Origin of the sequence: Microcoleus sp. B7-D4 (genome assembly GCF_036705125.1) — a bacterium.
Lineage (GTDB): Bacteria > Cyanobacteriota > Cyanobacteriia > Cyanobacteriales > Microcoleaceae > Microcoleus.
In genome coordinates this window covers 1-25,445 of record NZ_JAUBTT010000023.1, presented here as the reverse complement: position 1 = coordinate 25,445, position 25,445 = coordinate 1, and the positions used below count along the sequence as shown (strand labels likewise).

General features: G+C 45.9%; 23 protein-coding genes and 1 pseudogene. 8 read left to right on the top strand and 16 right to left on the bottom strand.

The genetic code is table 11. The features are described from left to right. Positions 1–22: 22 nt before the first annotated feature. Complete coding sequence (locus QUB12_RS11675; RefSeq protein ID WP_333144671.1) at positions 23–292, bottom strand: GlsB/YeaQ/YmgE family stress response membrane protein; 270 nt, start codon at positions 290–292, stop codon at positions 23–25. 300 nt (positions 293–592) lie between these two features. Here QUB12_RS11675 and QUB12_RS11670 point away from each other — a divergent pair, with 300 nt between their 5' ends. Beyond that, complete coding sequence (locus QUB12_RS11670; protein ID WP_333144672.1) at positions 593–1,780, top strand: tetratricopeptide repeat protein; 1,188 nt, start codon at positions 593–595, stop codon at positions 1,778–1,780. A 157-nt stretch (positions 1,781–1,937) separates the two neighbouring features. Here QUB12_RS11670 and QUB12_RS11665 read toward each other — a convergent pair whose 3' ends face one another. After that, positions 1,938–2,639, bottom strand: a complete 702-nt coding sequence (locus tag QUB12_RS11665; protein WP_333300533.1) for a carbonic anhydrase — start codon at positions 2,637–2,639, stop codon at positions 1,938–1,940. A 604-nt stretch (positions 2,640–3,243) separates the two neighbouring features. On the opposite strand from QUB12_RS11665, the gene QUB12_RS11660 reads away from it, so the two are divergent. After that, on the top strand, positions 3,244–4,059 hold the full coding sequence (locus QUB12_RS11660; RefSeq protein ID WP_333144674.1) for an MOSC N-terminal beta barrel domain-containing protein: 816 nt from the start codon (positions 3,244–3,246) through the stop codon (positions 4,057–4,059). A 19-nt stretch (positions 4,060–4,078) separates the two neighbouring features. Here QUB12_RS11660 and ylqF read toward each other — a convergent pair whose 3' ends face one another. The 3 genes from ylqF to QUB12_RS11645 form a co-directional block, all read right to left on the bottom strand. Next, entirely contained in the window at positions 4,079–4,933 is an 855-nt protein-coding gene (gene ylqF / locus QUB12_RS11655) for a ribosome biogenesis GTPase YlqF (protein WP_333306820.1), read from the bottom strand. A 179-nt stretch (positions 4,934–5,112) separates the two neighbouring features. Next, complete coding sequence (locus tag QUB12_RS11650; protein WP_333306818.1) at positions 5,113–5,253, bottom strand: hypothetical protein; 141 nt, start codon at positions 5,251–5,253, stop codon at positions 5,113–5,115. Further along, positions 5,243–5,656: a universal stress protein gene (locus QUB12_RS11645; RefSeq protein ID WP_333128466.1), complete on the bottom strand. Its 414-nt coding sequence runs from the start codon at positions 5,654–5,656 to the stop codon at positions 5,243–5,245. The genes QUB12_RS11650 and QUB12_RS11645 overlap by 11 nt, the downstream gene beginning before the upstream one ends. A 183-nt stretch (positions 5,657–5,839) precedes the next feature. Here QUB12_RS11645 and QUB12_RS11640 point away from each other — a divergent pair, with 183 nt between their 5' ends. Together QUB12_RS11640 and QUB12_RS11635 are read left to right on the top strand one after the other, a co-directional pair. Further along, a complete protein-coding gene (locus QUB12_RS11640; protein ID WP_333306816.1) occupies positions 5,840–7,039 on the top strand; it encodes a phosphoglycerate kinase in 1,200 nt (399 codons plus the stop codon). A 191-nt stretch (positions 7,040–7,230) separates the two neighbouring features. Beyond that, the gene (locus QUB12_RS11635; RefSeq protein ID WP_333107284.1) at positions 7,231–7,956 is read left to right on the top strand and encodes a pentapeptide repeat-containing protein; all 726 of its coding nucleotides are present in this window, start codon (positions 7,231–7,233) and stop codon (positions 7,954–7,956) included. 95 nt (positions 7,957–8,051) lie between these two features. Here the strand turns inward: QUB12_RS11635 and QUB12_RS11630 are convergent, their stop codons facing one another. The 5 genes and pseudogenes from QUB12_RS11630 to QUB12_RS11610 all read right to left on the bottom strand — a co-directional run bounded on the left by QUB12_RS11630 (position 8,052) and on the right by QUB12_RS11610 (position 14,923). Continuing rightward, positions 8,052–8,717, bottom strand: coding sequence for a response regulator (locus tag QUB12_RS11630; protein WP_333144678.1), 666 nt, complete (start codon positions 8,715–8,717; stop codon positions 8,052–8,054). Positions 8,718–9,029: 312 nt separating this feature from the next. Further along, positions 9,030–10,373 (bottom strand): EAL domain-containing response regulator, encoded by a 1,344-nt coding sequence (locus QUB12_RS11625; protein ID WP_333144679.1) that lies wholly within the window; start codon positions 10,371–10,373, stop codon positions 9,030–9,032. A 575-nt stretch (positions 10,374–10,948) separates the two neighbouring features. Then, a complete protein-coding gene (locus QUB12_RS11620; RefSeq protein WP_333144680.1) occupies positions 10,949–11,218 on the bottom strand; it encodes a hypothetical protein in 270 nt (89 codons plus the stop codon). 222 nt (positions 11,219–11,440) lie between these two features. Then, on the bottom strand, positions 11,441–13,348 hold the full coding sequence (locus QUB12_RS11615; RefSeq protein WP_333306814.1) for a serine/threonine-protein kinase: 1,908 nt from the start codon (positions 13,346–13,348) through the stop codon (positions 11,441–11,443). Between the two features lie 305 nt (positions 13,349–13,653). Further along, positions 13,654–14,923 (bottom strand): annotated as a pseudogene (locus QUB12_RS11610) (RNA-guided endonuclease InsQ/TnpB family protein). A gap of 129 nt (positions 14,924–15,052) precedes the next feature. On the opposite strand from QUB12_RS11610, the gene QUB12_RS11605 reads away from it, so the two are divergent. The 3 genes from QUB12_RS11605 to QUB12_RS11595 all read left to right on the top strand — a co-directional run bounded on the left by QUB12_RS11605 (position 15,053) and on the right by QUB12_RS11595 (position 17,432). Beyond that, positions 15,053–16,603, top strand: a complete 1,551-nt coding sequence (locus QUB12_RS11605; RefSeq protein ID WP_333306813.1) for a phenylacetate--CoA ligase family protein — start codon at positions 15,053–15,055, stop codon at positions 16,601–16,603. 90 nt (positions 16,604–16,693) lie between these two features. Further along, entirely contained in the window at positions 16,694–17,110 is a 417-nt protein-coding gene (locus QUB12_RS11600) for an element excision factor XisH family protein (RefSeq protein WP_333306811.1), read from the top strand. Between the two features lie 4 nt (positions 17,111–17,114). After that, positions 17,115–17,432 (top strand): XisI protein, encoded by a 318-nt coding sequence (locus tag QUB12_RS11595; protein WP_445300662.1) that lies wholly within the window; start codon positions 17,115–17,117, stop codon positions 17,430–17,432. 41 nt (positions 17,433–17,473) lie between these two features. On the opposite strand, the gene QUB12_RS11590 is transcribed toward QUB12_RS11595, so the two are convergent. The 6 genes from QUB12_RS11590 to QUB12_RS11565 all read right to left on the bottom strand — a co-directional run bounded on the left by QUB12_RS11590 (position 17,474) and on the right by QUB12_RS11565 (position 24,033). Continuing rightward, a complete protein-coding gene (locus QUB12_RS11590) occupies positions 17,474–18,211 on the bottom strand; it encodes a Uma2 family endonuclease (RefSeq protein ID WP_333306871.1) in 738 nt (245 codons plus the stop codon). 153 nt (positions 18,212–18,364) lie between these two features. Further along, the gene (locus tag QUB12_RS11585) at positions 18,365–19,459 is read right to left on the bottom strand and encodes a Rho termination factor (modular protein) (protein ID WP_333306809.1); all 1,095 of its coding nucleotides are present in this window, start codon (positions 19,457–19,459) and stop codon (positions 18,365–18,367) included. 584 nt (positions 19,460–20,043) lie between these two features. Next, positions 20,044–20,757, bottom strand: coding sequence for a ParB N-terminal domain-containing protein (locus tag QUB12_RS11580; protein WP_333144686.1), 714 nt, complete (start codon positions 20,755–20,757; stop codon positions 20,044–20,046). Beyond that, positions 20,757–22,259: an AAA family ATPase gene (locus tag QUB12_RS11575; RefSeq protein WP_333144687.1), complete on the bottom strand. Its 1,503-nt coding sequence runs from the start codon at positions 22,257–22,259 to the stop codon at positions 20,757–20,759. The genes QUB12_RS11580 and QUB12_RS11575 overlap by 1 nt, the downstream gene beginning before the upstream one ends. Before the next feature lie 182 nt (positions 22,260–22,441). Continuing rightward, entirely contained in the window at positions 22,442–23,494 is a 1,053-nt protein-coding gene (locus QUB12_RS11570; protein ID WP_333144688.1) for a fatty acid desaturase, read from the bottom strand. Positions 23,495–23,751: 257 nt separating this feature from the next. Continuing rightward, positions 23,752–24,033, bottom strand: coding sequence for a hypothetical protein (locus tag QUB12_RS11565; protein ID WP_333144689.1), 282 nt, complete (start codon positions 24,031–24,033; stop codon positions 23,752–23,754). 120 nt (positions 24,034–24,153) lie between these two features. Here QUB12_RS11565 and thrC point away from each other — a divergent pair, with 120 nt between their 5' ends. Further along, a complete protein-coding gene (thrC, locus tag QUB12_RS11560; RefSeq protein WP_445252036.1) occupies positions 24,154–25,290 on the top strand; it encodes a threonine synthase in 1,137 nt (378 codons plus the stop codon). The last annotated feature ends 155 nt before the right edge of the window (positions 25,291–25,445 follow it).

Sequence of the window (25,445 nt, the reverse complement as noted above, 5' to 3'; positions counted from 1 at the left end):
AACTGGGAATTGGCAATATTTATTATGCTGCACGCTGAGTTAACAATCCCCAGATGAAAAGTAGAACGATCGCACCGACGACTGCAAAAGCTATGCTGGGTAGGCTAATTACTCCGAAGGATGCTCCCCCGCTCGTCCCCAATAGGACTTGACCTAGATAACCTCCCACTAGCGCGCCCAAAATTCCTAAACCTGTTGTTGCCAGAAAACCGCCGCCTTGAGTTCCCGGATAAATGGCTTTGGCGATCGCACCGGCAATCAGTCCTAAAACGATCCAAGCAATAATTCCCATTTCTCTTTCTCCTGAATACTTAAACTTTTCTCGTCCCTTGTCTTATGTTCTTAGAATAACAACCGCTATCGGGGACTTACCTCTACCGCAGGGAGGAACCGAAAGTGGTAGGATTTCTCATGAATCGTCGGAGTTTGAGGCTGTTTAATATCTCAAAAGAGTTAACCCACTTTTTCGAGGCAAGAAAGGTACTTATGCTCAAAGCAAAAGGGAAATAGGAGAATCTTTTCTGGGATTTTTTGTGTTTTGGTAGTTAAAAAAATTACAATATTTCTGTGAAATGAGGAAAGTTTGCGCCCGATGAATCTGACTCTGTGCATGATTGTGAAGAATGAAGAGGCAACACTGTCGCGGACTTTGGACAGCGTTAAGGGTGTTGTTGACGAAATGGTGGTGGTGGATACGGGATCGGGCGATCGCACCCGTGAAATTGCCAGAGAATCCGGGGCGAGGGTTTATGACTTTGAATGGTGCGACGACTTCGCAGTGGCGCGCAATGAGTGTCTGAAGCACGCCCAGGGCGACTGGATTTTGGTATTAGATGCCGATGAGGTTTTGGTACCGGAGATTCTACCTCAAATAAAGCAGGCCATTGCGAGCGATCGGCTGCTGCTAATCAATCTCATCCGTCAAGAAATCGGTGCCTCTCAATCTCCCTATTCCCTAGTGTCGCGCTTATTTCGCAATCGCCTCGACATCCGCTTTTCTCGCCCTTACCACGCAATGGTAGACGACAGCGTGGCTGAGATTTTGCAGAGGGAACCAAAATGGACAATAGCTTCTCTCCCCGATGTGGCGATTTGGCACTCTGGTTATCAAAAAGATGCGATCGCAGCAAAAGGTAAATTCCAAAAAGCTCAAGCAGCAATGGAACGCTATATCGCTTATTATCCAAACGATGCTTATGCTTGTAGCAAATTAGGCGCTTTGTATGTAGAAACCGGGCAAATTGGGCGGGGAATTAATTTATTAACCAAAGGCTTGACTGCGGAGACCATTAATGATTCTATTCTTTACGAACTCAACTATCATTTGGGAATTGCTTATCGCCAGCAGCAGCAATTTGTTAAAGCAAAAGAACACTATCAAGCGGCAATTAATACAGATGTGATCCCGGCGCTCAAGTTGGGCGCTTACAATAATTTGGGCAATTTGCTCAAAGATGAAGGAGATTTGAAATCTGCTGAACAAGCTTACAAAGCAGCTTTAAAAATTGACCCTAATTTTGGAGTAGGTCACTACAATTTGGGACTCACGCTGAAGGCAGCCGGAAATTTAGCAGATGCGATCGCCTATTACCGACAAGCCATTAAAATCGATCCAGAACACGCGGAAGCTCATCAAAACTTGGCAGTAGCCTTGCTGAAAATTGGCAAAATGCCAGAGAGTTTAGCAGAATTCAAAAGAGCGATCGCCCTTCACGAACAGCGCCGCCCCTTTGAAGCAGAACGCCTGCGCCGGGGACTGCAAGAAATGGGTTTACTTTAAACTTGTTACCAAATAATTTGTAGGGGCAATCCCCCCGTGGTTGCCCCTCTTGTTACCAAATAATTTGTAGGGGCAATCCCCCCGTGGTTGCCCCTCGAACCGGACGGGGTAAGCACGGGGGCATTACCCCTACAAACTGTAAAAATTACCAGCAAAATCAAGCAATTATCTCTACTTTGCCGCTATCCAAATCGTAGCGGCCCCCAACAACTTTAAGCTTGCCCGCTTGGACTGCTTTAGCTAAAAGAGGCGAGGAGGATTGTAACTTATTTACATTCATTTTCACGTTAGCTCTGACGGCGTTATCCCAGGCATCGCCTTTTTGACCTTTTGTCGAATCAACTGCAGGTTTAATCGCCGCCACCAAAGTGCTAATGTGACCCGGAACAGCTTTGCCATCTAAAGCTGCTTTGACAGCCCCGCAGCGTTCGTGACCCAGAATTACTAATAGCGGCACGCCTAATTCTAAGGCGGCATATTCTATATTACCGAGAACCACATCGTCGAGAAAATTGCCAGCTACTCGGATATCAAATAAATCCCCCAATCCTTGGTCGAAAATAATTTCGGGAGTAACGCGCGAGTCAGAACAAGCCAGGATGGTTGCAAACGGATGTTGACCCTGGGCTACTTCTACAACTCGCGATCGAGCTTGGTCGGGAAATGTCCGTTTTTGCTGAAGGTAGCGTTGATTACCCGCCATCAATTTCTTAAGAGCACTGTTAGGAGTAATGTCAGTAGGAGTAATGTCAGAGATTGCCTCGGCCTTTGCTGCTTCGGCTTGTAAAAAGGCAGGTGCCAAGCTTGCCGCCAGCATCCCTGCACCAGCCCTCAACATTAAATTGCGTCGCGAAATCATGCTTCTACTTCCGCTTTCATTCATCAGAACTATGGGTTTGAAACCCCGTCCTTTTAGGACGGCTTTACATTGAATTGAATCCCCTCGCGGGGTGGAGGGGTATGGTTGCCCCAAGGCGTGAGGTATGGTTGCCTCAATCTCTTTTGGGAGTAAAGTTAGCACGCGCCTTTGTTTAGTGAGCTTGTTAGGCCCAAAGCACTGTAAAGCGTGACCTTAGAACTGTTTAACTCTCAACGATAGAGCCAGGGACTAGCTACGCATCCCAGGGTATCGTGACTCAAAAAACGTAGTCAGTTAAGACGATGGCCCGTCAGAATGACTTGTTAGATTCCTCCTTCAAGCCTCATGCCGTCAGGGCTGAGGTTCCTGACTGTTTGTAACTCGGTTCAATTTTTTCTATTTATACCCTAAGATATACCACAAGCTGAGCCAGACTTCTGGGATTTTTCTTTGCAAGCTGCTCCGGCACAATGTAAACTTCAAAAAAGTGGCCCATTTTTATTTCATTCATATTTTATTTTGTAAAGTCAACTGCGGTCATCCTTCTGCAGGCAGGGGATGCTAGAATGTATCTAAAACGACTATTTTTTATCAATGGCTCGAAATGTCCTACGTCGCCAGCATTCATATCTATCCGGTCAAGTCCCTTGACGGCATAGCAGTCAGTCAAGCAACTATTCTAGCCAGCGGAGCTCTAGAAGGCGATCGCTCTTTTGCAATCTGCGATGCAGCAGGAGAATTGGTTAACACTAAGCACAACAGCGGAGTCCGTTTTCTACGCTTATCCTTTGACATCAAAAAGAGAATTGCCGGCCTGAAAATTCAAGGCACCGAACAAGAAATATTTTTTCATGTAGATAGAGAACGCTTGGCAATAGAATCTTGGTTGAGCAACTACTTCGGTTTCCCTGTCAAATTAATTGAAAACTTGCTGACAGGTTTTCCCGACAATACCGCTGCACCAGGGCCAAGCATTATCAGTACCGAAACAATTGCCGAAGTTGCATCTTGGTTTCCGAGAGTTTGCGTTAACGAGATGCGCCATCGCTTGCGAGCTAATATTGAAATAGGAGATGTCCCGGCTTTTTGGGAAGATCAACTTTTACCACAAGCCGATGAAATTGTGAGGTTGAAAATAGGGACTGTAATATTTGAAGCTATTAATCCCGGTCAGCCATTTATCCTATCTACGCGAAATTATGGGGCGAAAGCAGGCGATCTCAATTTTAAAAATATACTAACAGCCAAGCAGAAGGAAATTATGCCTGACTTGGTAAAAAAAGGGCATTTAAATCACTTTAGTCGGCTGATAGTTAACACGCGACTCGCACCTCAAGCACCAGAAAAAATATTACACATAGGAGACGAAGTTGCCATTCTCCGCGTCAGCAACTCTCTATTGAATACCCTTTCTGATTAGTTGTATGGTACGAATCGGATCAAGCCGGCGGCAACTCCAAAGTAAGTTGACCTAAAACACCAGTTCTAAAATCGTTTAACATCTGCCGCGCCGTTCGTTCGACATCTCCTTTATACCTGTCTTTTGCTACCTCGTGCAGATAATCTTCACCATTACTAGAGGCTGCATCTAATTTATACCTGGATTTGAAACCAGATATTGATATCAAAGTCTCATCAGTCGCCTCCAGCCCTCGCAGCAAATCTACCATAGCTGCTGCTACTACCTGATTGTCGTAAGCTGCTTCGCCAATATCTTCGCAAATAGCTAATTTTATGGCATTTTCTTGATTGTTAATTCGGGTTGGGATCACTCCGGGGGCATCTAATAATTCAATTTCGTCAGAAATGCGAATCCATCGCAGCGATTTAGTTACTCCAGCTCTGCGGGCACTGTCTACCACTCTCCGCCCTAACAGCCGATTAATTAAAGCAGATTTTCCCACATTGGGAAATCCCATTACCACTGCCCGGACTGGACGGGGCAGCATACCTCGATCGAACCTTCTTTTATTTAGCTGCACCCCAGCATTCTGCACCGCATCCGCCACAGCGTCTACTCCGTGACCGTGCTCGGCATTAGTAAAATACGCAGTTTCCCCCTGGGCCTCAAACCATGTTTCCCACGCCTCGCGCGATCGAGGCGTAATCATATCCATGCGGTTGATGACCAAGACTCGCGGCTTGCCGCCCACCCAACTCGGCATTTGGGGGTGATAAGTAGCTAATGGAATGCGGGCATCTCGGACTTCGAGAACCACATCTACCCGCTTTAGCTGTTCTTTTAATGCCCGTTCAGCTTTGGCAATGTGACCGGGATACCAGTGAATTTTCATAATAGGAAGGAAGAAGGAAGAAGGAAGAAGGAAGAAGGATGAGTGTAAGGAAAGAGAGAATCACAAAGGAAGGAACTAGGGAGGCAATCAGGAAGTAAGGAATCAAGAAGTAAGGAGGGAAGAGGTTCGAGGTTCGAGGGAAAAGGGAAAATGAAAAAGTAAGCTGTTAGGTATCTAACTTACACTGCTGAGATTAAGTAAAAAGAAAGAGTTTTCTTTCTGGCTTCTTCCTTCTTCCCTCGAACCTCTTCCTTCTTCCCTCGAACCTCTTCCTTCTTCCTTCTTCCTTCTTCCTTCTTCCTTCCTTCCTTAAGGCACAATCAAAACTGCACAAGGAGACAGATTGATCACCCGATTGGTAACGCTGTCAGACGCCCCATCATCGGTTAAACCCATCCCCCGACAGCCCATCACAATCAAATCGGCCCCAATTTCGTCAGCCACATCGCAAATCGTGAAAGCAGGTTTGCCTTCCCGTTCGATGATTTCAGCTTCAATTCCCTGCTGGGAAAACATCGATTGGGCCTCAGAAAGAAGTTTGGCGACTGCTTCGGGGGAAGTCATCACCTCTCGCGCGGGGGCGTCGGCCTCCTCGGCTGGGGGCTCGACTACCGACAGAATAACTAAGCGAGAACCGTAGGTTTTTACGATATTGACCACCTTTTCGGCAGCTTCGCGGGCTTCTCGGCTTTGATCGACAGGAAATAAGACTGTCTTGAACATACTGCACATCTCCGGGACACGGACTCCGATAAAATGTTTAGGTTAAGCTAATCAGTGCCGTTTGTTCCATCTTCCGTTTTTTGTACGGGCGCGGTTGAATGCGTCCGAGGCCGGGGTGCAAGTTACCAGTGCCGCCATTTCAACGGAATTCGACAAAAACACACATATTAGGAGGTTAATCCTGTGACAAAAAAAACTGTAGCAAATTTATCGGCATCGGACTTATCGGGCAAACGGGTATTGGTGCGGGCGGACTTTAACGTGCCGCTCGACAACGGCAATATCACCGATGATACTCGCATCCGGGCGGCTCTGCCGACAATTCAAGATTTAGCGTCCAAGGGCGCTAAGGTGATTTTGTGCAGCCACTTCGGCCGTCCCAAGGGTGTGACGGAGAAGTTGCGCTTGACGCCGGTTGCTGTGCGCCTGTCGGAATTGTTGGGCAAAGAGGTCAAAAAGACTGACGACTGCATCGGTGATGAAGTCGCTGCTACAGTCGCGGCGATGCAAGATGGCGATGTGCTGTTGCTGGAAAATGTCCGCTTCTACCCAGAGGAGGAGGCCAACGACCCAGAATTTGCTAAGAAGTTAGCTTCTGTGGCCGATTTGTATGTCAATGATGCTTTTGGTACGGCTCACCGGGCTCACGCTTCTACTGAGGGCGTTACTAAGTATCTGAGTCCTTCTGTGGCTGGGTTTTTGATGGAGAAGGAACTGCAATATCTCGGCAGTGCGATCGACAATCCCCAGCGTCCTTTAGCTGCTATAATCGGCGGTTCTAAGGTTTCCAGCAAGATTGGAGTCATTGAAAAACTGCTCGAAAAGTGCGACAAATTGCTGTTGGGCGGTGGCATGGTTTTCACCTTCTACAAAGCTCGCGGCTTGAACGTGGGCAAGTCTTTGGTGGAAGAGGACAAGCTGGAATTGGCTAAGTCTTTGGAAGCTAAGGCGAAGGAACGGGGAGTTGCTTTTCTGTTGCCTACTGATGTGGTAGTTGCTGATAAGTTTGATGCGGCGGCTAACACTCAAACTGTTCCTGTAGAAAGCATCCCGGAAGGTTGGATGGGTTTGGATATCGGCCCGGATTCAGTAAAAACTTTCCAAGATGCTTTGGCCGATTGCAAAACGGTAATCTGGAACGGGCCGATGGGCGTGTTTGAGATGGAGAAGTTTGCTGTAGGAACTGAAGGTATTGCTCGGTCTTTGGCCGGACTTACTCAAACTGGTACTACCACAATTATCGGTGGTGGTGACTCGGTGGCGGCTGTGGAACAGTTGAATTTAGGCGAACAAATGAGCCACATTTCCACTGGTGGCGGTGCTAGTTTGGAGCTGCTAGAAGGTAAGGAATTGCCTGGTGTTGCTGCTTTAGATGAAGCTTAATTAAGTTAAGTAGGGCGGGCAAAGCCCGCCTTGCTGGAAGCGGGTCTATATCCTTGGCTGCGAATCATTTTTTTGAATATTTACCGCAGAGGGCGCAGAGAACGCAGAGCAAGAGGAAAGAGAGAAGGATATGGGTTTCAAGTCTATAGTTTGCTAGTATAATTTGTTTGAAGTAGCAGTGAGGTTTGTTTGTGAAACTTAAACTCTTGGCAACTGTAACGGCAAGTTTAGCTTTGTTTGGGCTGGCAGTTCCGGTTAAGGCTCAAAATCCAGATCATGTTAGGCAATTGCTGGAAACTAAAGAGTGCGAAGGCTGTGACTTGAGAAATGCTGATTTGTTCAAGGCTAGCTTGTACAGAGCTAATTTAAGAGGAGCCGATTTAAGCGGAGCAAATCTCTATGAAGCTAATTTGTTGGAAGCGGATTTAAGTGATGCTAATTTGGCCAATGCTAACTTAGTTAATGCCGAAATGTACGGGGCTGAATTGAATGGTGCTAATCTGCGAAATGCGGATTTGTCTAATGCTTTTTTGGGCCGGGCGAATCTGACGAGTGCGGATTTGCGCGGTGCTAAACTTTTTAATGCGAATCTGGGGGAAGCTTATCTGTTGCAAGCTAATTTGTCGAATGCCGATTTGAGACGTTCGCTGCTGTTTAGAGTTAATTTGAATCGTGCGAATTTAAGCGGAGCGGATATGTCTTTCGCGGATGTGCGGGATACTAATTTGCAGAATGCTATTTTGTCAAATACTAGGCTTCCTCGCGCTCAATTGGCCGGGACAAATATTGATGCGGCGAATAATGTGCGGCAGGCTGATTTGGAACGTGCCAACTTGCGAGGTACGAATTTGGGGCCGGGGGTTTGCGTGAGCACTAATTTTCCTTATTGTGTTTTGAATTTGGAAGAAAAATTTTAGACTCTAGTTCCCAGATTCATCTGTGGAGTAAATCTAAAATCTAAAATCTAAAATCTAAAATCCCCTGGCTGGCGCACCCTAGGTTGAACTCGGAGCTAAGTTTGAGGTGGTTTGTATCCTCTTTCTAGGGCAAATCTCACAAGCTGGGCACGATTATCTAACTGTAATTTGCTGAAAATGCTGCCTAAATGAGCTTGCACAGTCCGGGGGCTAATAAACAGCCGATCGCTAATTTGTTTGTTAGTATAACCCTGGATAACCTCCCAAAAAACTCTTTCCTCGGCTGGTGTTAAAGGCAAAGGTGCAGGTGCTGGCAATACTGCCACCAATGGTGGTTCCACCGCCCTACCGCTAGAAGTTTGAAGCAGTCGGACAATTTCGGCGTGAATGCGGTGAGAGCGCTCTAACTGCGCCTTTACCTTAGCTAAGATTTCTTCAGACTGAAAAGGTTTTACCAGATAATCGTCACCGCCGATCGAATGACCTTCAACTTTTGACTCCAACTCGCCTTGACCCGACAAAAATATAAAGGGGACTAACTGTCCCAAACGGGTAGTTCGCAAACGGCGACAAAACTCAAACCCGTCCATTTCCGGCATCATGACATCTGAAATTACCAAATCTGGGGGGGCATTTTCAAAAATCGAGAGCGCCTCAACCCCTGAATTAGCGCATTCCACCCGATATCCTTGACTTTCCAGGTACATTGCTAAGACTGTTTGACAGTCTGCTTCGTCGTCCACCACTAATATTCTTTCCATGACAGGCTTGCACCAATTCCAGTTGGACAGTTTTTGAAACTGCCAGTCCCAAAGTAGGAACTTAATTGAGTTTACCTCCTGCCACTTGATAAAGGCTCGCAATTTCAAGACGCCACACTTTCTCAAATATTCCAATTAGGGGCGCCTAGCGCCTAAAAGGGGAAGCAGTAGAGCAATATGGGGAACAATACTTTCTTTGATTCGCCTATCATCAAAAGCTACAACTTTTTAGGAGGTAGCGTCAACTTTTATGCAGAAAATAGAACGTAAAAGAAAGAATTTTTTTCTATTATACAGAAATATTGGTGACACTTACACTATTCCTAGACGCGACATTGAAAGGTTTTTAGATTTTTCTGGTTCGGACACAGGTACAAAAGGGACAACGCGACTAGGTGCTGCTGGGGGCGGCGCGAACAAACTAGGGTCGGCAACCAACATACTTTCAATTATCGCTGCTGGTTCGGGGCGACTGAACAGATACCCCTGTATGATATCGCACTGATGTTGTTTCAAAAAATCTAGTTCTGCTTCTGTTTCCACTCCCTCAGCAATTACAGTCATATTCAAACTGTGACCAAGTAAAATTACTGCTGTAGTAATAGCAGCATTTTGAGTATCTTCGTTGGCATTACGGACGAAAATTCGATCGATCTTTAAGCTGTCAAAAGCAAATTGCTTGAGATATCCTAAAGTAGCGTAACCGGTGCCGAAGTCGTCAATAGCAATCCGAATTCCTAGAGCTTTTAGTTCGTTTAAAGTAGCGCCTGCTACTGTCGCATTTTCCACCAAAGCGCTTTCGGTCATTTCTAATTCTAAATTCGCAGGCTCCAAGCCTGTAGTTTCCAATATTTGCACTATTCGCGCCTTGAGTTCCGGGTCGGACAACTGCCGGGCCGACAAGTTTACTGATATTGTAAAGGGCGAAAACCCCGCCGCCAGCCAACTAGCGGCTTGAGCGCAAGCTGAAAGCAGTACCCACTCGCCAATCTGAATAATTAAACCTGTTTCTTCTGCTAAGGGAATAAATTCGCAGGGAGAAATTATACCTCGATCGGGATTTTGCCAGCGCACTAAAGCTTCCGCGCCGATAACTTGGCCGGTAGCAATATTCACCTGCGGCTGATAGTATACCTGAAACTCACCTTGTTCCAAAGCGTGGCGCAGCAAAGCTTCGAGAGCAAACTTTTCAGGAGAGAGGGTTGTAACCTTGGTGGAGTCGTTAACTAAATCTTTGAGTCTGGCTTCTGCTTGGTGAAGCGCGACTGTCAGCGGTTGAGTAATAGTTTGCCGCTTCAAGACGCGAGAAGCAATGGCTCCCAGCAATTCAGCCTTGGTAAACGGCTTTGTCAGGTAATCGTCGGCCCCCAATTCCATCCCCCGACGAAAATCGGTTTTGTCACTTTGAGCCGTGAGGAAAATAAATGGAATTGTTGCAGCTAGCGAGTTTTGCCGCAGCGTCCGCAACACGTCATAACCGTCTAGTTCCGGCATCTGCACGTCGCACAAAATTAAATCCGGTATCTCCGAAAGTGCCATCTGCACCCCAGCTCGACCGTTTTCGGCCGCAATGACCCGGTAGCTGTGAGATTCCAGGAGTTGCAGAAGAGTTTCCCGGATTAATTCGTCGTCTTCAATCACCAAAATTTTGAGCATGATAATTAGATAACAGATGCCACTATATATCTGAACCTGACTAACTCTAGCATACTCAAACTAGCAAATTAATGATTCAGCTAATTAGCCAATAAACCATTAGCCAAATGGCTGAATATTTCCCCTCGGTTGTTAAGTCACAATCAAAGAACTGCCCAAATTGGGAAGATTTCGCTCTCTTTCAAGAGCAGAAAACTGCTGCGCCCGACTCGTTTGATAAACTTTTATTACAAAAGACCCAATATTTCTCATAAAAGAAAATAGCCAAGAGTTTCAATGCGCCGAGGGGGGAAATTACTCAGGCTATCACTTATATAATGTCCGGTTAATTGTTCATAATTAGTCCGTGTTTTTACTGACAATTAGAGTTTTCGCTCAATGGATGAATCAGGACGCTGCGTTCTGATTCATCCAAAAAAGGATACTTGCTTTCAGACAACAGTCCTGGAGAAAGAAAAATTTTAGATTAAGGTTCAACCTGCCAGATTCATCTGTGAAGTAAATCTAACATCTAAAATCGACTAACGGAGAACTTAATTATGGTTCTCTAACCCGAAATCCTATTATCCACGGCCTTAATTTACAGGCTTAGTGGAATTCGCGCAAAACTTTTCATCTACAATTGCAGAAGTGATACTGACAGCGTGCATGGATGATGACGGAATTATCTGGTCTTGCGGAACTACCACGGTCTTTTTACAAACCAGCTCGCTACTGCCTACAGAGGCAAAGTTCCAAGCATAAAATTCGGGAGTGCTGACTGTCGCATTGGCCGGATGTAAACCTAGTGCAGTCACTAATACTAATCCAAAAGTCACTAAAGCTACGATCGCGAATCTCAGCATATTCTTTGTTTGAACAGGAAAACTTACCTGATCGGTATTACCTTATTATTACGCGGGTGGATAGAGAGCGTCAATCGATTTTAGATTTTAGATTTTAGATTTTAGATTTTAGAGGCGACCCCACGGATAAATTCGGGGGCTCCTTTATCGGATACAGGTTTTTTATTTCTGGACGGATGAATGCGGGGGCTTGTATCCTGGATGCTTGATTGTCAATAGCAGTTATTCGGCGGTCAGATTCAACTGGTAAGCGATCGGCTCAGATGCTTGAGAAACTACCACGAATTCATAAAAACCCGTATCATCCAGCAATCCAGACCAACTAAGCCCCTCTGCATCTTCCAGCAAAGCTCGCGCGCCCTTTGTCCGCCCCGGAGTATAAATTGACAGTAGAGTAGATTTGCGCGGTGCTTGCAAATTCACGCGCAAAGTTTGATTGAGAGCGAACCTGGCAATGTAAGCTTTCCCTTCTCCGGGTTTGAGATTGCCTGTGAGGCGTTTGTTGTTCGATAGGCGGTCAAATTCAACGCTTTCGACAGTTGCTCCAGCTTGTAAGGCTTCGAGTTCGTCGGCGGTAATTGCTTGCCAAATTTGTCCGATCGGCAAACCAATGATATTGCGATCGCGCGGCTGTTGTGGAAACCAATAAAAAAACCTAGCATCAGCCAAATCGTACAAAGCCCGACTGCTCAAATTCAGCTTGTTAACCTCAGTTTTCCAGCGATCGATATCAGTAGTGTCGTAAGTGCCCAACCGCGCTCTAGCGTCGCTGCTGAGATTTTCCAGCTTATCGAGCAACTCGTCGCCGATTTTCTGCCACCTTTCGCGCCATTGGCGATCTTCCTCGCCTTCTTTTAACAATCGTCCCCCCAATTCCGGGTACTTGGCATAGAAAGTCTCGTCCACAAGGTTGACGTAACCGCTATAGAATCGATCGTCAATTTTGAGCTTGACAAAGCGATCTTGCAAAGCATCTTCTTGCTGCTGCTTCGGGCTTGAAGGCTGGGGAACTTTCTGCACTTTTGATTGCAGATTTAACAAAGAATTGCCCGCAAACCAGCCAACTCCTCCCATACTTGAGAGCACCGCCACCACGAACAAAACCATTTTCCAAGCAGGCATCTTTTGCTGATGGCCAATAGCAGCAACTCGCACCGGAGTTCCCGGCAGTTTTGGCGTGGGGGCGGGTACGGGTATAGGCGAGAGATCCGGCGGCTGCGTGATCCCAAAATCCGGGGCTGGTGGCCAAGGTGGAGGCTGCAAAGGCGGATTGCCGGAGAGAGCGAGCATTACCTCGCGAGCCGAGGAGTAACGCTGGCTCGGCTGCTGAGCAAGCATTTTATCCAGCACTAGGGACAAATTCGGAGACAGAGAACATTCCGCCCGCCAATTCCAATTCAGCGTCTGGCTGTCGAGCAACTGATGGGGTTCCTTCCCCGTCAGCAACACCAAAACCGTGGCCGCCAGAGCGTACAAATCGCTGTGGGGAGAGACAATGCCCATCTGCATCTGTTCGACGGGAGCGTAGCCGAGCTTGCCGATGCGAGTCGCGGGGCCGGGAGTGCCGTTAGCCTCAGCGAAAAGAGACTCTACGGTGGCGGCGACTTGTTTTACTCCGCCAAAGTCGATCAGCACGGGCATTCCGTCAGAACTCCGCAGAATCAGGTTGTCCGGGGAGATGTCGCGGTGAATCACTCCCAAAGAGTGAATGTATTCGAGCAGGGGCAAAATCTGCTGCAGCAATTGATTGATTTCTGCTTCTATAAACCGCAAACCCTGACGCTTGCGGGCGTCGAGCAGGAAGCGGTAGGTTTGACCGGGCACGTAGTCTTGGACGAGAAATAGGTAGCCTCGATCGCTGATACTGACGCGGAAGAGTTCGCGAAAGCGGGGGATTTGATTGTGTTGCAGCTTGTAGAGCACTCCCGCTTCCCGCTCGAACAGTTCCTCGGATTTTTGTAAAGCGTAACTTCCGTGTACTTGGGGCGCAAATTCTTTTAAAACGCAGGGTTCGTTAAATCGGTGGGCGTCTTCAGCGAGGTAGGTGCGCCCGAAGCCTCCGTGTCCCAATTCGCGGACGATGCGGTAGTGGTTGTTGAGAGTTATGCCGGGGTAGATGGGATTGTTCATGGGAACTTGCTGCGTCGGATTTTCACGCTTGACTGAGACTGGGAGTTTTGGGCGATCGCTGAATTAATCTTGACATAGTGTGTCAGTGTTTATTAGTCGATCGGCAGCTTGGCTATCCCCTGTGGCTATTGTTAAAAAAGCAGTTTCGTGCTATAGAAGTTTATCGACTGCGCCATATTTTCGATTCGATCGACCTCAAAGTGTGTTCAAATTTTTAGTGTCCAGCCCAATGTGCGATCGGGTCGCGCCGCGCTACTAACTGAATCTTGAGCGATCGAGGTGCAAAATAGCTGGTAAAAGTATAGTCATTTATAGACATGGGAGGCTTCAAGCCCCGCCCCTTTCACTTTTACTTTGAGCGGATTGACCCGCCTCGGCTGAACTACGCAGCTCCCTATCCCATTGCTAAACGCATTTGAGATTGCTTTTCTGAGGATATTGTACGAACCGTTAACATCAGAATTGATTAATTGACCAATTGATGTTTTGTACAAACCTCGTTTAATTCGCTTGCCCGTGAAAACGGGGTCTTTATCAGTTTTTCCGTAAACTGGGATTGGGTCTAAACCCAGGAAGTTCGCTCGCGAGGTGTAGGACTCTTCTTGTACAATTACTTCGATTCCAACCAGTCGAGCTTTGTAATCCAACATCTCGATTAATCGAGCGTGAGGAATGCTGACAAAGTTTTGGTTAGTTTGCTTCCCTAGATCGATCTCGGTTTTCCATTGTGCATTCTTACCAATTACTAGCGTCCCAATTTGTTTCGCTACCAAATGGTCAACAATTAGGCGACTTGTGTGATGCAAGTAATTATCAACTTTTTGGTGGCGACAGCGAGTTAAACGCTGAATGCGACATGAGGTTCTGCGATTTCCTTTCAACTGACATTGCAACTTGGCTTTGCGCTTGTTGTAGAACTGGTTGATAGATTTCAACGGTCGCCCGTTAACCAACAGCGGGGTAAACCCCGGTTGACTTGAAGTTAGCGCCGCTAAATTATCCAGTCCTAAATCAATGCTAGCTACAAAGTTGTCACCACTAAAGGTGGACTCCGGTTCCTCATAAATCACCTCCATTACATAGCAATCGCATTTGGGAACTAATCTGACGAAAGCAAATTCGATCGGGATTAATTTTAGTTTTGATCGAAAGGTCAGTCCCCGAAAGTTTAATGATTCCCTTTTTCAACTGTTTGCTGCTAATTGCTTGAATTGTGTAAACGAGAATGTTTCGCCCTTTAGTTTTATCTTTGTATTTCGGCAGTTTTGGGCGACCAGTGAATTTAGAGGAATCCGTTTTGTAAGCTTTAACCGCTTCAAAGAATGATTTCCAATTCTTGTCCAACACCATTAAGATTTGTTGGCTAACCTTGGCAGGTAAAGCCTTGTACGCTTCGTGAGACTTCATTAAGCGGTTCATTTCGTTGTAGCCGACATAGCCCCATCCATAAATAAAACTCTGACGAATGACGTAGTTGGCGGCATTGTAGAGATTCTTGGATTTAAAAGCTAGTCGATCAATTTCAGCGAAACGGTGTTCCGTAGATTTAATGATATGTCGTTCTGTTAACTGCATTTAAGGCTTTTATTTTTTAGATGGCGCCTATTTCACTCGACCCCTATGATAATATCATCATACTACTATTGCTTATAAGTGCTTACAAACTCAACGAAGTTTTACAATACCCATTTTAAGGAGCAAATCATGCAGCCAGAACAGCGTCAGCGAGCAATTGGGGCGTTTGAAGAGTTTTTGAGGGCGCCGCTTGAGGAACGATTGCAACACCAGCAGAATCGAGTTGCCGAATCCGGGGCGATCGCGCTTTTTCAAAAAGTCGCGGCCACAGTACCAGCTTACCAGACTTTCCTAGCTGCACTTAACATCAATCCCGCCTCAATTCAAACGTTTGAAGACTTCCAAAAATTGCCGCTAATTACCAAAGAGAATTATTTACGCTGTCACCCGCTACCTCAGTTGTGCTACCAGGGCAAATTAGAAACTTGCGATTTCATTGCTGTTTCATCTGGTTCGACAGGAAACCCGACCTTTTGGCCGCGTTTTATCAGCGACGAGTTGCAAATTGCTGCTCGTTTTGAACAAATATTTCACGACAGTTTTTACGCCGACACTCGCTCAACTTTAGCTGTGATTTGCTTTGCGTTGGGAACTTGGGTAGGCGGAATGTACACGGCAAATTGCTGCCGCTATCTAGCGAGTAAGGGCTATCCCGTTACAGTTGTGACGCCTGGGAATAATAAGACTGAAATATTTCGAGTTGTGCAGGAACTGGGGGAGCATTTTGAGCAAGTAGTTTTGTTGGGATATCCGCCGTTTATCAAGGATGTGATTGATAGCGGAATTGCTGGGGGTGTGGAGTGGCAAAAATATCGAATTAAGATGGTGTTTGCGGGGGAAGTGTTTAGCGAGGAATGGCGGAGTTTGGTGAGCGATCGCACTAATTCTGACAATCTATATTACAACTCTGCGAGCCTTTACGGTACTGCGGATGCGGGCGTTTTAGGCAACGAGACACCGCTGAGCATTTGCATCCGTCGCTTTTTAGCAAACAATCCCGAAGCAGCACGAAATTTATTCGGGGAATCACGGTTGCCAACGCTGGTGCAGTACGATCCGAAAAGCCGCTTTTTTGAAGTGAATAATGACGGCACCCTGTTATTTTCGGGCGACAACGGTATCCCGCTAATACGCTATCACATCTCCGATAATGGCGGTTTAATTTCTTACGAAGCAATGCTCAATTTTTTGGCTGAATGGGGATTTAACCCTGTGGCAAGTTTGCAGCAAGCAGCCGGTATGAAAGTTTCTGATTTCCCCAGAGGAATTCGCTGCTTGCCCTTTGTCTATGTATTTGGGCGATCCTCTTCGATGGCTTCGCTAACGCACTTTACCGTTTCCTACTTCGGTGCTAACATTTACCCGGAAAATGTCACCGTAGGTTTAGAAGTTCCCACCATCCGGGAATGGGTGACGGGAAAATTTGTGCTGCAAGTCAAGGAGGATTCGGATCAAAATCGGTTTTTATCGGTGGTTGTGGAATTAGCAGCGGGTGTGGAGGGCGACGAGGAGATGAAACAGGCGATCGCATCTTCAATTCTCGCGCAATTGCGGCGGCTTAACAGCGAATTTGCTAATTATGTGCCGCCCGAATATCAGTTACCTGTGGTGACATTAACGGAGACGGGTGATGCGGAGTATTTTCCGATTGGGGTGAAGCACAGATACACGCGGCAATAAGTAGTTTGAATAGATGATTTATCAGTTTTCAAAAGTCTTGTGTTATTCTATAATTAGGGTGACATTTGATGGTTCAGCTTAGAATAGAATATGCCAGCAAAAGACATCTACCACAATAATGTTAGAACAGCCCTGGAAAAGGACGGGTGGACGATAACAAACGATCCGCTACCATTAAAAATTGGCAAACGAACTCTCAACGTCGATTTGGGTGCAGAGAAACTATTTGCTGCCGAAAAGCAAGGTCGCAAAATTGCTGTAAAATTAAAAAGTTTCGTGAGTTTTTCACCCGTTCATGACTTAGAAGAAGCTGTTGGACAGTATATTGTCTACGAAGATATCCTAGAGCTTTCGGAACCAGAACGGATCATATATCTGGCAATTCGTGCAGAAGTTTATGCCGAAATCTTTTCTGAACCTATCGGGCAGATTTTGTTAGAGAACAAGAGATTTAAACTAATAGTTTTTGATTCATTAAACGAGACAATTGTCAGATGGATAGACTAGATGAATATCGCCAAATTGTCGCAATGTTTTAGATAGTTATGCCCAGATTTCTTACGGCAACGGAGAAATTAAAAGCAGCGTTATTGTTGACCGCGAACAAAACAATTTTTTACTGATCCACGAAGGTTGGCAAGGGCCTCAAAGAATTCACGGGTGTATCGTTCATGTGGAAATTAGGGACGGCCAAATTTGGATTCAACAAGATGGTATAGAAACGGGAATTACCCCAGAACTTGTAGAATTAGGAGTGCCTAAAGACAAGATAGTTTTAGGGTTTCATCCCTATCATGTTCGGCAGCATACGGGATATGCGATCGCCTAAACCAGCTTACAATACAGGAAAATTGAATGAAAGGACGATCGCTAAATTGTATCGGGATCAATATTTAATTCTCGCAGTTTCGCGGCCAGGCGATCGGCTCGTTGAGCTTCTTGTCCGGCTCGTTGAGTCTCTTCGTCGGCTCGTTGAGTCTCCCTTTCTGCAACCTCTTCAGGAGTAGGGACAAGCTCTCCTTCTGCTGTAAAGAAACGCAATTTTCCGCCACAAATTCCGAGACTCAAATCGAGTTGTTGACTCCGCAGATGCCCGAATTCGTTTGGTGCGATCGGTTCATATTCCCCGTCAAGTAAATGAAACCCAGCTAATTCTAAAGTTTCTGGGTCAAACCAAAAGTAATCATGAGTGCGAAAAGTATCTTGATAGAGTTGTTTTTTAAAGTTTTTGTCTATATCCGCTGTTTTGGGAGACAGGATTTCAACGATAATATTGGGGTACTTTCCCTCTTCATCCCAAACTACCCAACTTTTCCGAGTTTTTCGTTCTGTTCCGAGTACCACAAAAAAGTCTGGGCCTCGGAAGTCTTTCGATTTGAGTTGCTTGGGACTGTAATAAATGGTGAGGTTGCCAGCAGCATAGAAATCATTTCTATCTCGCCACAGCCATTCTAGACAGTTGAGGAGTAGGATTATTTGTCGGAGATGCAGTTCTGTTTCCACGGGAGGTTCGTCACTGTATAAATCGCCTGAAGGAAAGATAACATTTTCTGGTATCTCTTGTTCTGGTATTTCTTGGGTAGTAGCTAATTCTGCGGTTGCGGACATGGCTGCTGGGTGAGGAGTAAGAGGTTGTGTGTCTATTTTAGCAAGCTTTTCATATCTCTGCCGAGGACTATTCTCAAAAGCCGATCGCACTTTTTGCCCAAAAATGCGATCGAACACCGAATAATTAGCCTTTAACTATTAGCAATTATCGTTTTATTGACCGTCAGTTTGTCTGAGAGCTGCCAGAATTTCCGGTCGTTTCATGCGCGCGTAGCCCCGCACTTTCCTGTCTTTGCCGATCGCCTTCAACCGTCTCAGCGAAAGACTTTCGTAGTCTTCCTCTGGGGACGGGGACGGAAACGGCAACTCTAACTGCAACTGCGGTAACTGAGGTTTCTGCTGTGCTTTCGACTGCTTCTTTGGCTGCGTTTTCGACTGCTTCTTCGGCAGTGCATCGGGCTGTCTTTCTGAGTGAGTCGCTGCGGCTCCCAGTTGGCGGCGGAGCGTTTCAATTTGATTTTTCAGGTCATTTTCTACGTCTTCAATGGCCTCGGAAACAAACTGATTAATTGTTTGGACTGTGCGTTCTAATTTTATGGACAGTAGTTTTTCCAGTTCCTCCAACTGTCTCAAAGCACCTTCAAGATTTACCTCAGAAATAACAGCCGATGTTTGCGGACGGTTGCTGCTCGATTGTTCAACTTTTTTAGCCATTTTATCTACCTTTTCATGAAATGCTTTTTCCACTTGTTCGAGCAAATGCTTAATCTGTTCTATTTGGTTACGCTCAAAGTTCTGCTCAGTGAGAGCGTTTACGTGTTTTTTTAGCAGCTCTTCATTTTTTTTAACAGATTGTTCTATTTGTTTTGTTAGACTATCTACTTTTTTTTGAAATGATAGCTCAACTTGTTGTAGTAGAGTCTCAATTTGTGCAGGTTTCTGAGTCGGTTGCGGAGCTAAATGTTCCATTTCTGCTTGAGCAACAGCCACCTCCTCGTCGGTCATTTCAAATACCCACGCCCACATTTGCTCGATGCCGAGTTCTTTAGCAACAATACACCAATCTGAGCCGCAGACAACTTCATATTCTTCTTCGTTGCTGTAAGCTTCTGTAGGGCGTACAATTAAAGGAATTAAGTTGCTGCCTTGCTCGATCAGACTTCTCCTGATAGCTTCGCGGCGTTCGCGGGGAATCTCTCCCATCTGAGGCTCTGGTACTGCAATTTGGGAAGTGTAAATCTGGCTGTGACTAATTGGCTTAATTCGCAAATATTCAACTATTCGGTTTTGATCGGACGATCGCTCCATCTTGTTACAATTCCTCTTTTCTCATTAAATTCGGGTGTGTAGGTGTTTATGTATATTTGCACTTTACAGCCTGCGTTTTAAGTGCTGCAGGACTAACCCAAGAACTCTAATTGTAGGGTGCGAGACAAACACCTTACCCAGACTGTGGTAAGTTAAAGGGTTTCTTGGGCTGAGTCTTCCAACTCTGCGATCGAACTCGGTTATCTGGGGGAGATATCGCTTTGCTGCTGTACCTGTGCGGCTGGCTGTGCGGTGACAGCCCGGGCGATCGGCAAAAGTTACTGCAATTCCTAAAAAAAGCAACTGTGATGAGTTTAACTGCCTGCGGGACACCAATGATACACTGCTTTACTCATCTTTACTTTTTTTGGCCGTCCGGGTGATCGGGCTGACGTTGCGAGTTGCGATCGCAATTTCGATTTATACGAAAGCCACCTTTAATATCGCCCTTATTCTTTAGTCTCAACCGAGAGGGACGAAAGTTTGTGTAGGATCGGTTTCAACCGCCGAGTCATATCGGGTTTTTCAACTTTTGTCGGGCGGGCTTTGATCGCCCCAAAAATGCAATTGAGATGGCTGAAAGCTTATAAATATTTTTGCCACTTGTCAATAAGCTTAATCATTGTTTTCTCGCCTAACCCTTTACCTTTCATGCGTTCCAACACATTTTCAAAAGATGCAAAGTGCTCCAAATCTCGCTCTTTGATGATTTGTTCTATTGTTTGAGCTTTTATGCCAGCATTTTTCAAATTTGTAGCCAATTTGAATTTATCTTGAGTGTTGAGTGCTTCCAACAGCGGAACTGGCTTGGGAATCCGGCTTTCAACATCTTTAACCCTCTCTATCAGCGCCTGTTTTTCCCGCGTATACTCGGCTTTTAATTCCGTGATTCTGTTTTCCAATCGAGTTTCAATATTTGTCAGTCGCTGTTCAAAACTGGAGGACTGTTGCGGAACCACACTTACACTTTGATTCTCATTGATTGCGGTTTTTCTGAGAATTTTAAGTTGTTCCAGTAGAAGCTCTTCATTTTCTTCTTCCAGGATAAATGCTCCGATTGTCTCGCCTTTTTGAGGTTCTATTTCCTTTGCTCTCGCCGCCCCATAGTATTCAAAGTCTCCGTCTACTATTTCGTAAGCATCCATACCGTTTCGGCGGACAATTATCGGATTAATCAATCCTCCTGACTCTAAAATCAGTCGCGCTAATTTGTCCAAATCAGCCTCGGCAAAATTGGAACGGGGAACTGCGGATGTAATTTTTTTAACTGCAACCAGTGACGGAGATAATTTTTTCATTAGTTTTTACCTATTTTTTCCAAAACTTCGAGTGCTAGCATTTCAAATTCTTGAGATGCGATGGAATCTGGCTTAAAGTCTAGCACTGAAATGGGATCGGCGATTTCCATATTTCCCACGATTTGAAATTGTTCTGCACACTTTGCTAAATCGTCTCTCTCGTAAATTACGCTGTCCATGATTTCAAAGCCGTAGCGTTTGGGAATTGCCTCCCTCCGCTTGGGCAAACTGTACTGTACAAATTTACTATTAGTTGAAATTTTGCAAGAGAGTACGCCTAAAACTTCTAGTGGTTTCTTGCCAATTTGTTTTTTGAATCCATTAACTTTTTTGATAAAGTCCTTGACATTAATCAGTCCTTGATTGGCAAAAGGTTTTAAGTCAGAAGGAATAATTAAATAATCCGCCGCAATTAGGGCAACTCTAGCATAAAAATTCAAAGATGGCGGCGTATCGATCAGTACAATATCATATTTATTCTGTACTTCTGCTAGTTTCTGAATTAAAATCATTCGGCTGTAATCTAGTTGATTGAGTTCCATTTCATATTGCATTAAATCAATGTGGGAAGGAACCACATCTATTTCTGGATGGCAAAAATTAGACTTGCGAGCTACTTGTGCAATCGAGAAAAAGTCTTCTGATTGCAAAACTTGAAGGATATTATTATCTTTCAAATCGTCTTGTTCTTCATCCTCAAATTTAACTAAACCTGTCGCAAAGGTTGTATTAGCCTGACTGTCTAAGTCTATCACCAAGACTCTCTTACCTTTCTTGCTCAGCGCTGCGGCTAAATTGATTACTGTTGTAGTTTTGCCAACGCCGCCTTTATTGTGGTAAACTGCAATGATTTTCATCGTATTTTGAGTTGTTGGGATAACGGTTACATCGGATTTAACTTGAGGCTTAACTGGATAATTTTCAGGTATTTGTTGTGGTTCAGAGATTTGACTTGGCTCAGGTTCTGCGGGGGCGGGATTGTTGGGCTGTACTGGGACTTCGCTCATTAACTCAGGACTAACCCAATTAATTTTACTATCTTCCAGTTTGAGATTATCGGGATTTTTTATAAAATTTAAACTATCTCTGCCAATTAAAGCGATAATTTCATCAATTCTATTTTCAATGTCTTGTCCAGCACACTTAAAGACTAGCTCAATATCATCGGCGATTCTTTCGTAAATTCTAATTTCTTTACCGTTAGTTATTAGTCCGTAGCGGATGCTCAAACTTGTTAAATAGCGAGTTAGTTTTCGCCGGTGGCGGTCTAAATTTTCCTTCGGATGTTTAGCCTCCATGACTACACTCATCGGTGAGTCTGTCTCGATGACTATGGGGATAACTTGGGTGGCAAATGAGAGGAAGTCGAGACGAATATTCCCAAATGCTATTTCTTGGTGCCAAGTGTCGGGCGTATAGCCTAGTTTGGGTAGCAGATAGCTGACAATGAGTTTGCTTTCTACTTCGCTTTCGTTGCGACAGTTATTAGGATTGAAAGTCATTCGATTTTAGATTTTAGATTTTAGATTTTAGATTGGGAATGACTGATTTAATAATGGTAGGGATTGTGATATTGACAGTAGGGCGCGCATTCCTCCCCTGACAAAGGCTACGGATTGTAATATCGAAAAACCCGGTTGTATTTGACAAACCGGGTTTTTCTGGCATTTATCGCGTTTAAAACTTACTTTGTTTTAGCGTTAAATTCCTGCAATGTTTGATAGCCGCCAGCGGGATTGTACAAGTGACAGTTGTCGGCAATCCGCTTCATTAAAGACCAAGAAAATTCTGTTTCGTAGAGATGATCTTGCCAATTTTCCTTTAAGCTGCTGTGGGCGAGGCGCAAATTGTACCAGGGAATAGCAGTTGAAAGGTGGTGGGGAACGTGCACGTTAATGTCGTGGCACAGAAACTCTACCCAGCGGGGATAATCGCAGTGAACTGTTCCCGATAGTTGCGCTTGGGCTTCGTCCCATTCTTCGGGTTCTTTAAAGGAAATATCTGGGGCTGTGTGGTGGACGATCGTAAAAGTGCTCATCCAGAAATGGTAAACCAGCCAGGGCACTAACCAAAATTTGACAAATCCCCAAATGCCTGTGGTTGCAATTAAAAGCGGGAATCCGATCGCAGCACCGATTAAAACGACAAAAACTGAAAACCGAACTTGTTCTTGTTTCTGTTGGCCTTTGAAGCGCCACCACATGAAGTGCACTTTTGCCCAGTGGGCGATCGAGCCAATCCACCACATCCGACCGAATATTAAACTATAAGCTATTTGTAAAGCCTTGGGCGCGGCAGCGTAGTCTTCTGCTGTCATCGGCTGCCAAGCATTATCCTCACCAAGTTTATTGGTGTGCTTGTGGTGGTAATTGTGTCCATGCCGCCATGCGTGAAACGGAAAAATTAACGGCAGAAATGCGAGATGTCCGACTAAATCGTTGACCCAGCGGCGGTTAGCAAATGACCGATGACCGCAGTCGTGGCCGATCACAAAAAAACCGGTTAATCCGGTTCCTGTGAAAATCCACATTAGGGGCAGTAGATACCAAGGCGATACTGCTAAGCCCAAGTAACCGACAGCAACTAGCAAAACGTTGACGATGACTTTTGTCCAAGCTTTGCGGGGGTTTTTGACGAATACTTCCCGCGGCAGGGTTTTGAGAATATCTTTGAGGCGCAGGTTGGAGGTGTCACTTGCGGATGTCAAATTTAGTGGTTTTTCGATCGATGCTGTCATAAATTGATTTCGATTCTCCGTATGCCATGAGCATGGCTTAACAAAATTAGCGCATAAAAAAGCGCAGTAAAATGTCAGCTCGTTGCCAGCAAGCAGCAGACGAGTTGAGCTGTAGGCAAGCGCGTTTTAGCAAATGCTAGCGATCGCTATCCGCAGTTAGGAATTTCTAGCACTTTTGGCAAAAAACACTGCGGGTAGCAAAACATTCGTTTTTATAACACAGGGGCAGGACAATTAGCATTAGGCGCTATTGTCTGCTAATTGCTCTTGCTGCCAGAAATCGGGTCGAGAGCCCGCAAGCCAGCGATCGAGCGTTGCTGTTTGAGGCTTTGCACTTCCAGCAGCAAGGATTCGATTTCTGCTTGCAAGTGCAGGAACTTAACTTGCTGATCGGCTTGGTAGGGGCACTTCACCAAATCTACTTTGCGGGCAAAACTGGTCGATAGGGTAGAAGAACTAGCCATTTCGGGGTTGCTCGCGGCGACTTGAGGCCGGGAAAGAGTGGATGAATTATTTGACATTAGTAATTGAGTAGACATATCTACACATTCACACCATTAAGTTACTTTAACCTGAACCGATCGTATTAAACATCAAATTAACCGATCGAGCTAAAATTAGTGTAAATTCCTTGGCCATTGCCTAAAACCATTGACATCGTGACCCTGATTCTACCTGCTACTGACTCTGCTGTTAACTCTGCTGCTAACTCCGCTGCCCGCGCAGCCGAGCCGAAACGCTACGGCTGGCCCGGCTTGATCGAAGCTTATCGCCCCTACCTGCCGGTGACGGAAACCACGCCGGTAGTGACCCTCCAAGAGGGCAATACTCCCCTGATTCCAGCACCTGCGATCGCCTCTCTCATCGGTCGAGACGTGCGCGTCTTGGTGAAATACGACGGCCTCAACCCCACTGGTAGTTTCAAAGACCGGGGGATGACAATGGCGATTTCCAAGGCGAAGGAAGCTGGTGCCGAAGCTGTAATTTGCGCCAGTACCGGCAATACTTCGGCCTCGGCCGCCGCCTACGCCAGACGCGGGGGAATGCGAGCTTTCGTGTTGATTCCCGAAGGTTACGTGGCTTTGGGCAAGCTGGCGCAAGCTTTGCTTTACGGTGCGGAAGTAATTTCGATTGGGGGAAATTTCGATCGAGCCTTAGAAATTGTCCGCGAAATGGCTGTCCATTATCCGGTGACATTGGTCAACTCCGTCAATCCTTACCGCTTGGAAGGTCAGAAAACCGGCGCTTTTGAAGTGGTGGACGCTTTAGGCGACGCCCCAGACTGGCTCTGCATTCCCGTCGGAAATGCGGGAAACATCACAGCATACTGGATGGGTTTTTGTCAATACCACCAAGCCAAAAAATGTTCGCGCTTGCCGCAGATGATGGGATTTCAAGCCGCGGGGGCTGCGCCGTTGGTAACGGGCCAAGCTGTGGCGCACCCAGAAACCCTGGCGACAGCAATTCGGATCGGCAACCCTGCTAGCTGGAAACAGGCGATCGCAGCTTCCGAAGCCAGCCGCGGCAGTTTTGCAGCAGTCACCGACGCCGAAATTCTCGACGCTTACCGTTTGTTAGCATCACAGGAAGGAATTTTCTGCGAACCGGCGAGTGCAGCTTCTGTGGCCGGTTTGCTGAAGGTAAAAGACCAAGTTCCGACTGGGGCGACGGTGGTTTGCGTGCTAACTGGTAACGGTTTGAAAGACCCGGATACCGCAATTAATCACAGCAACAATCAATTTAAAAGCGGCATTGCTCCGACTTTGGATGCAGTAGCTGGGGCGATGGGATTTTAAGAAGTTAGTTGGCAGTTGTCAGTTGTCAGTTGTCAGTTGTGTTCTTTGTGTCCTCTGTGATTCATAAAAATTCATACCGGATGCGGGAAACTCAGCGGCTTCAGCCCTGAGAGGTAAGCGACGCGGGGACTTCAGTCCCCGTGTTTTTCTTTGTT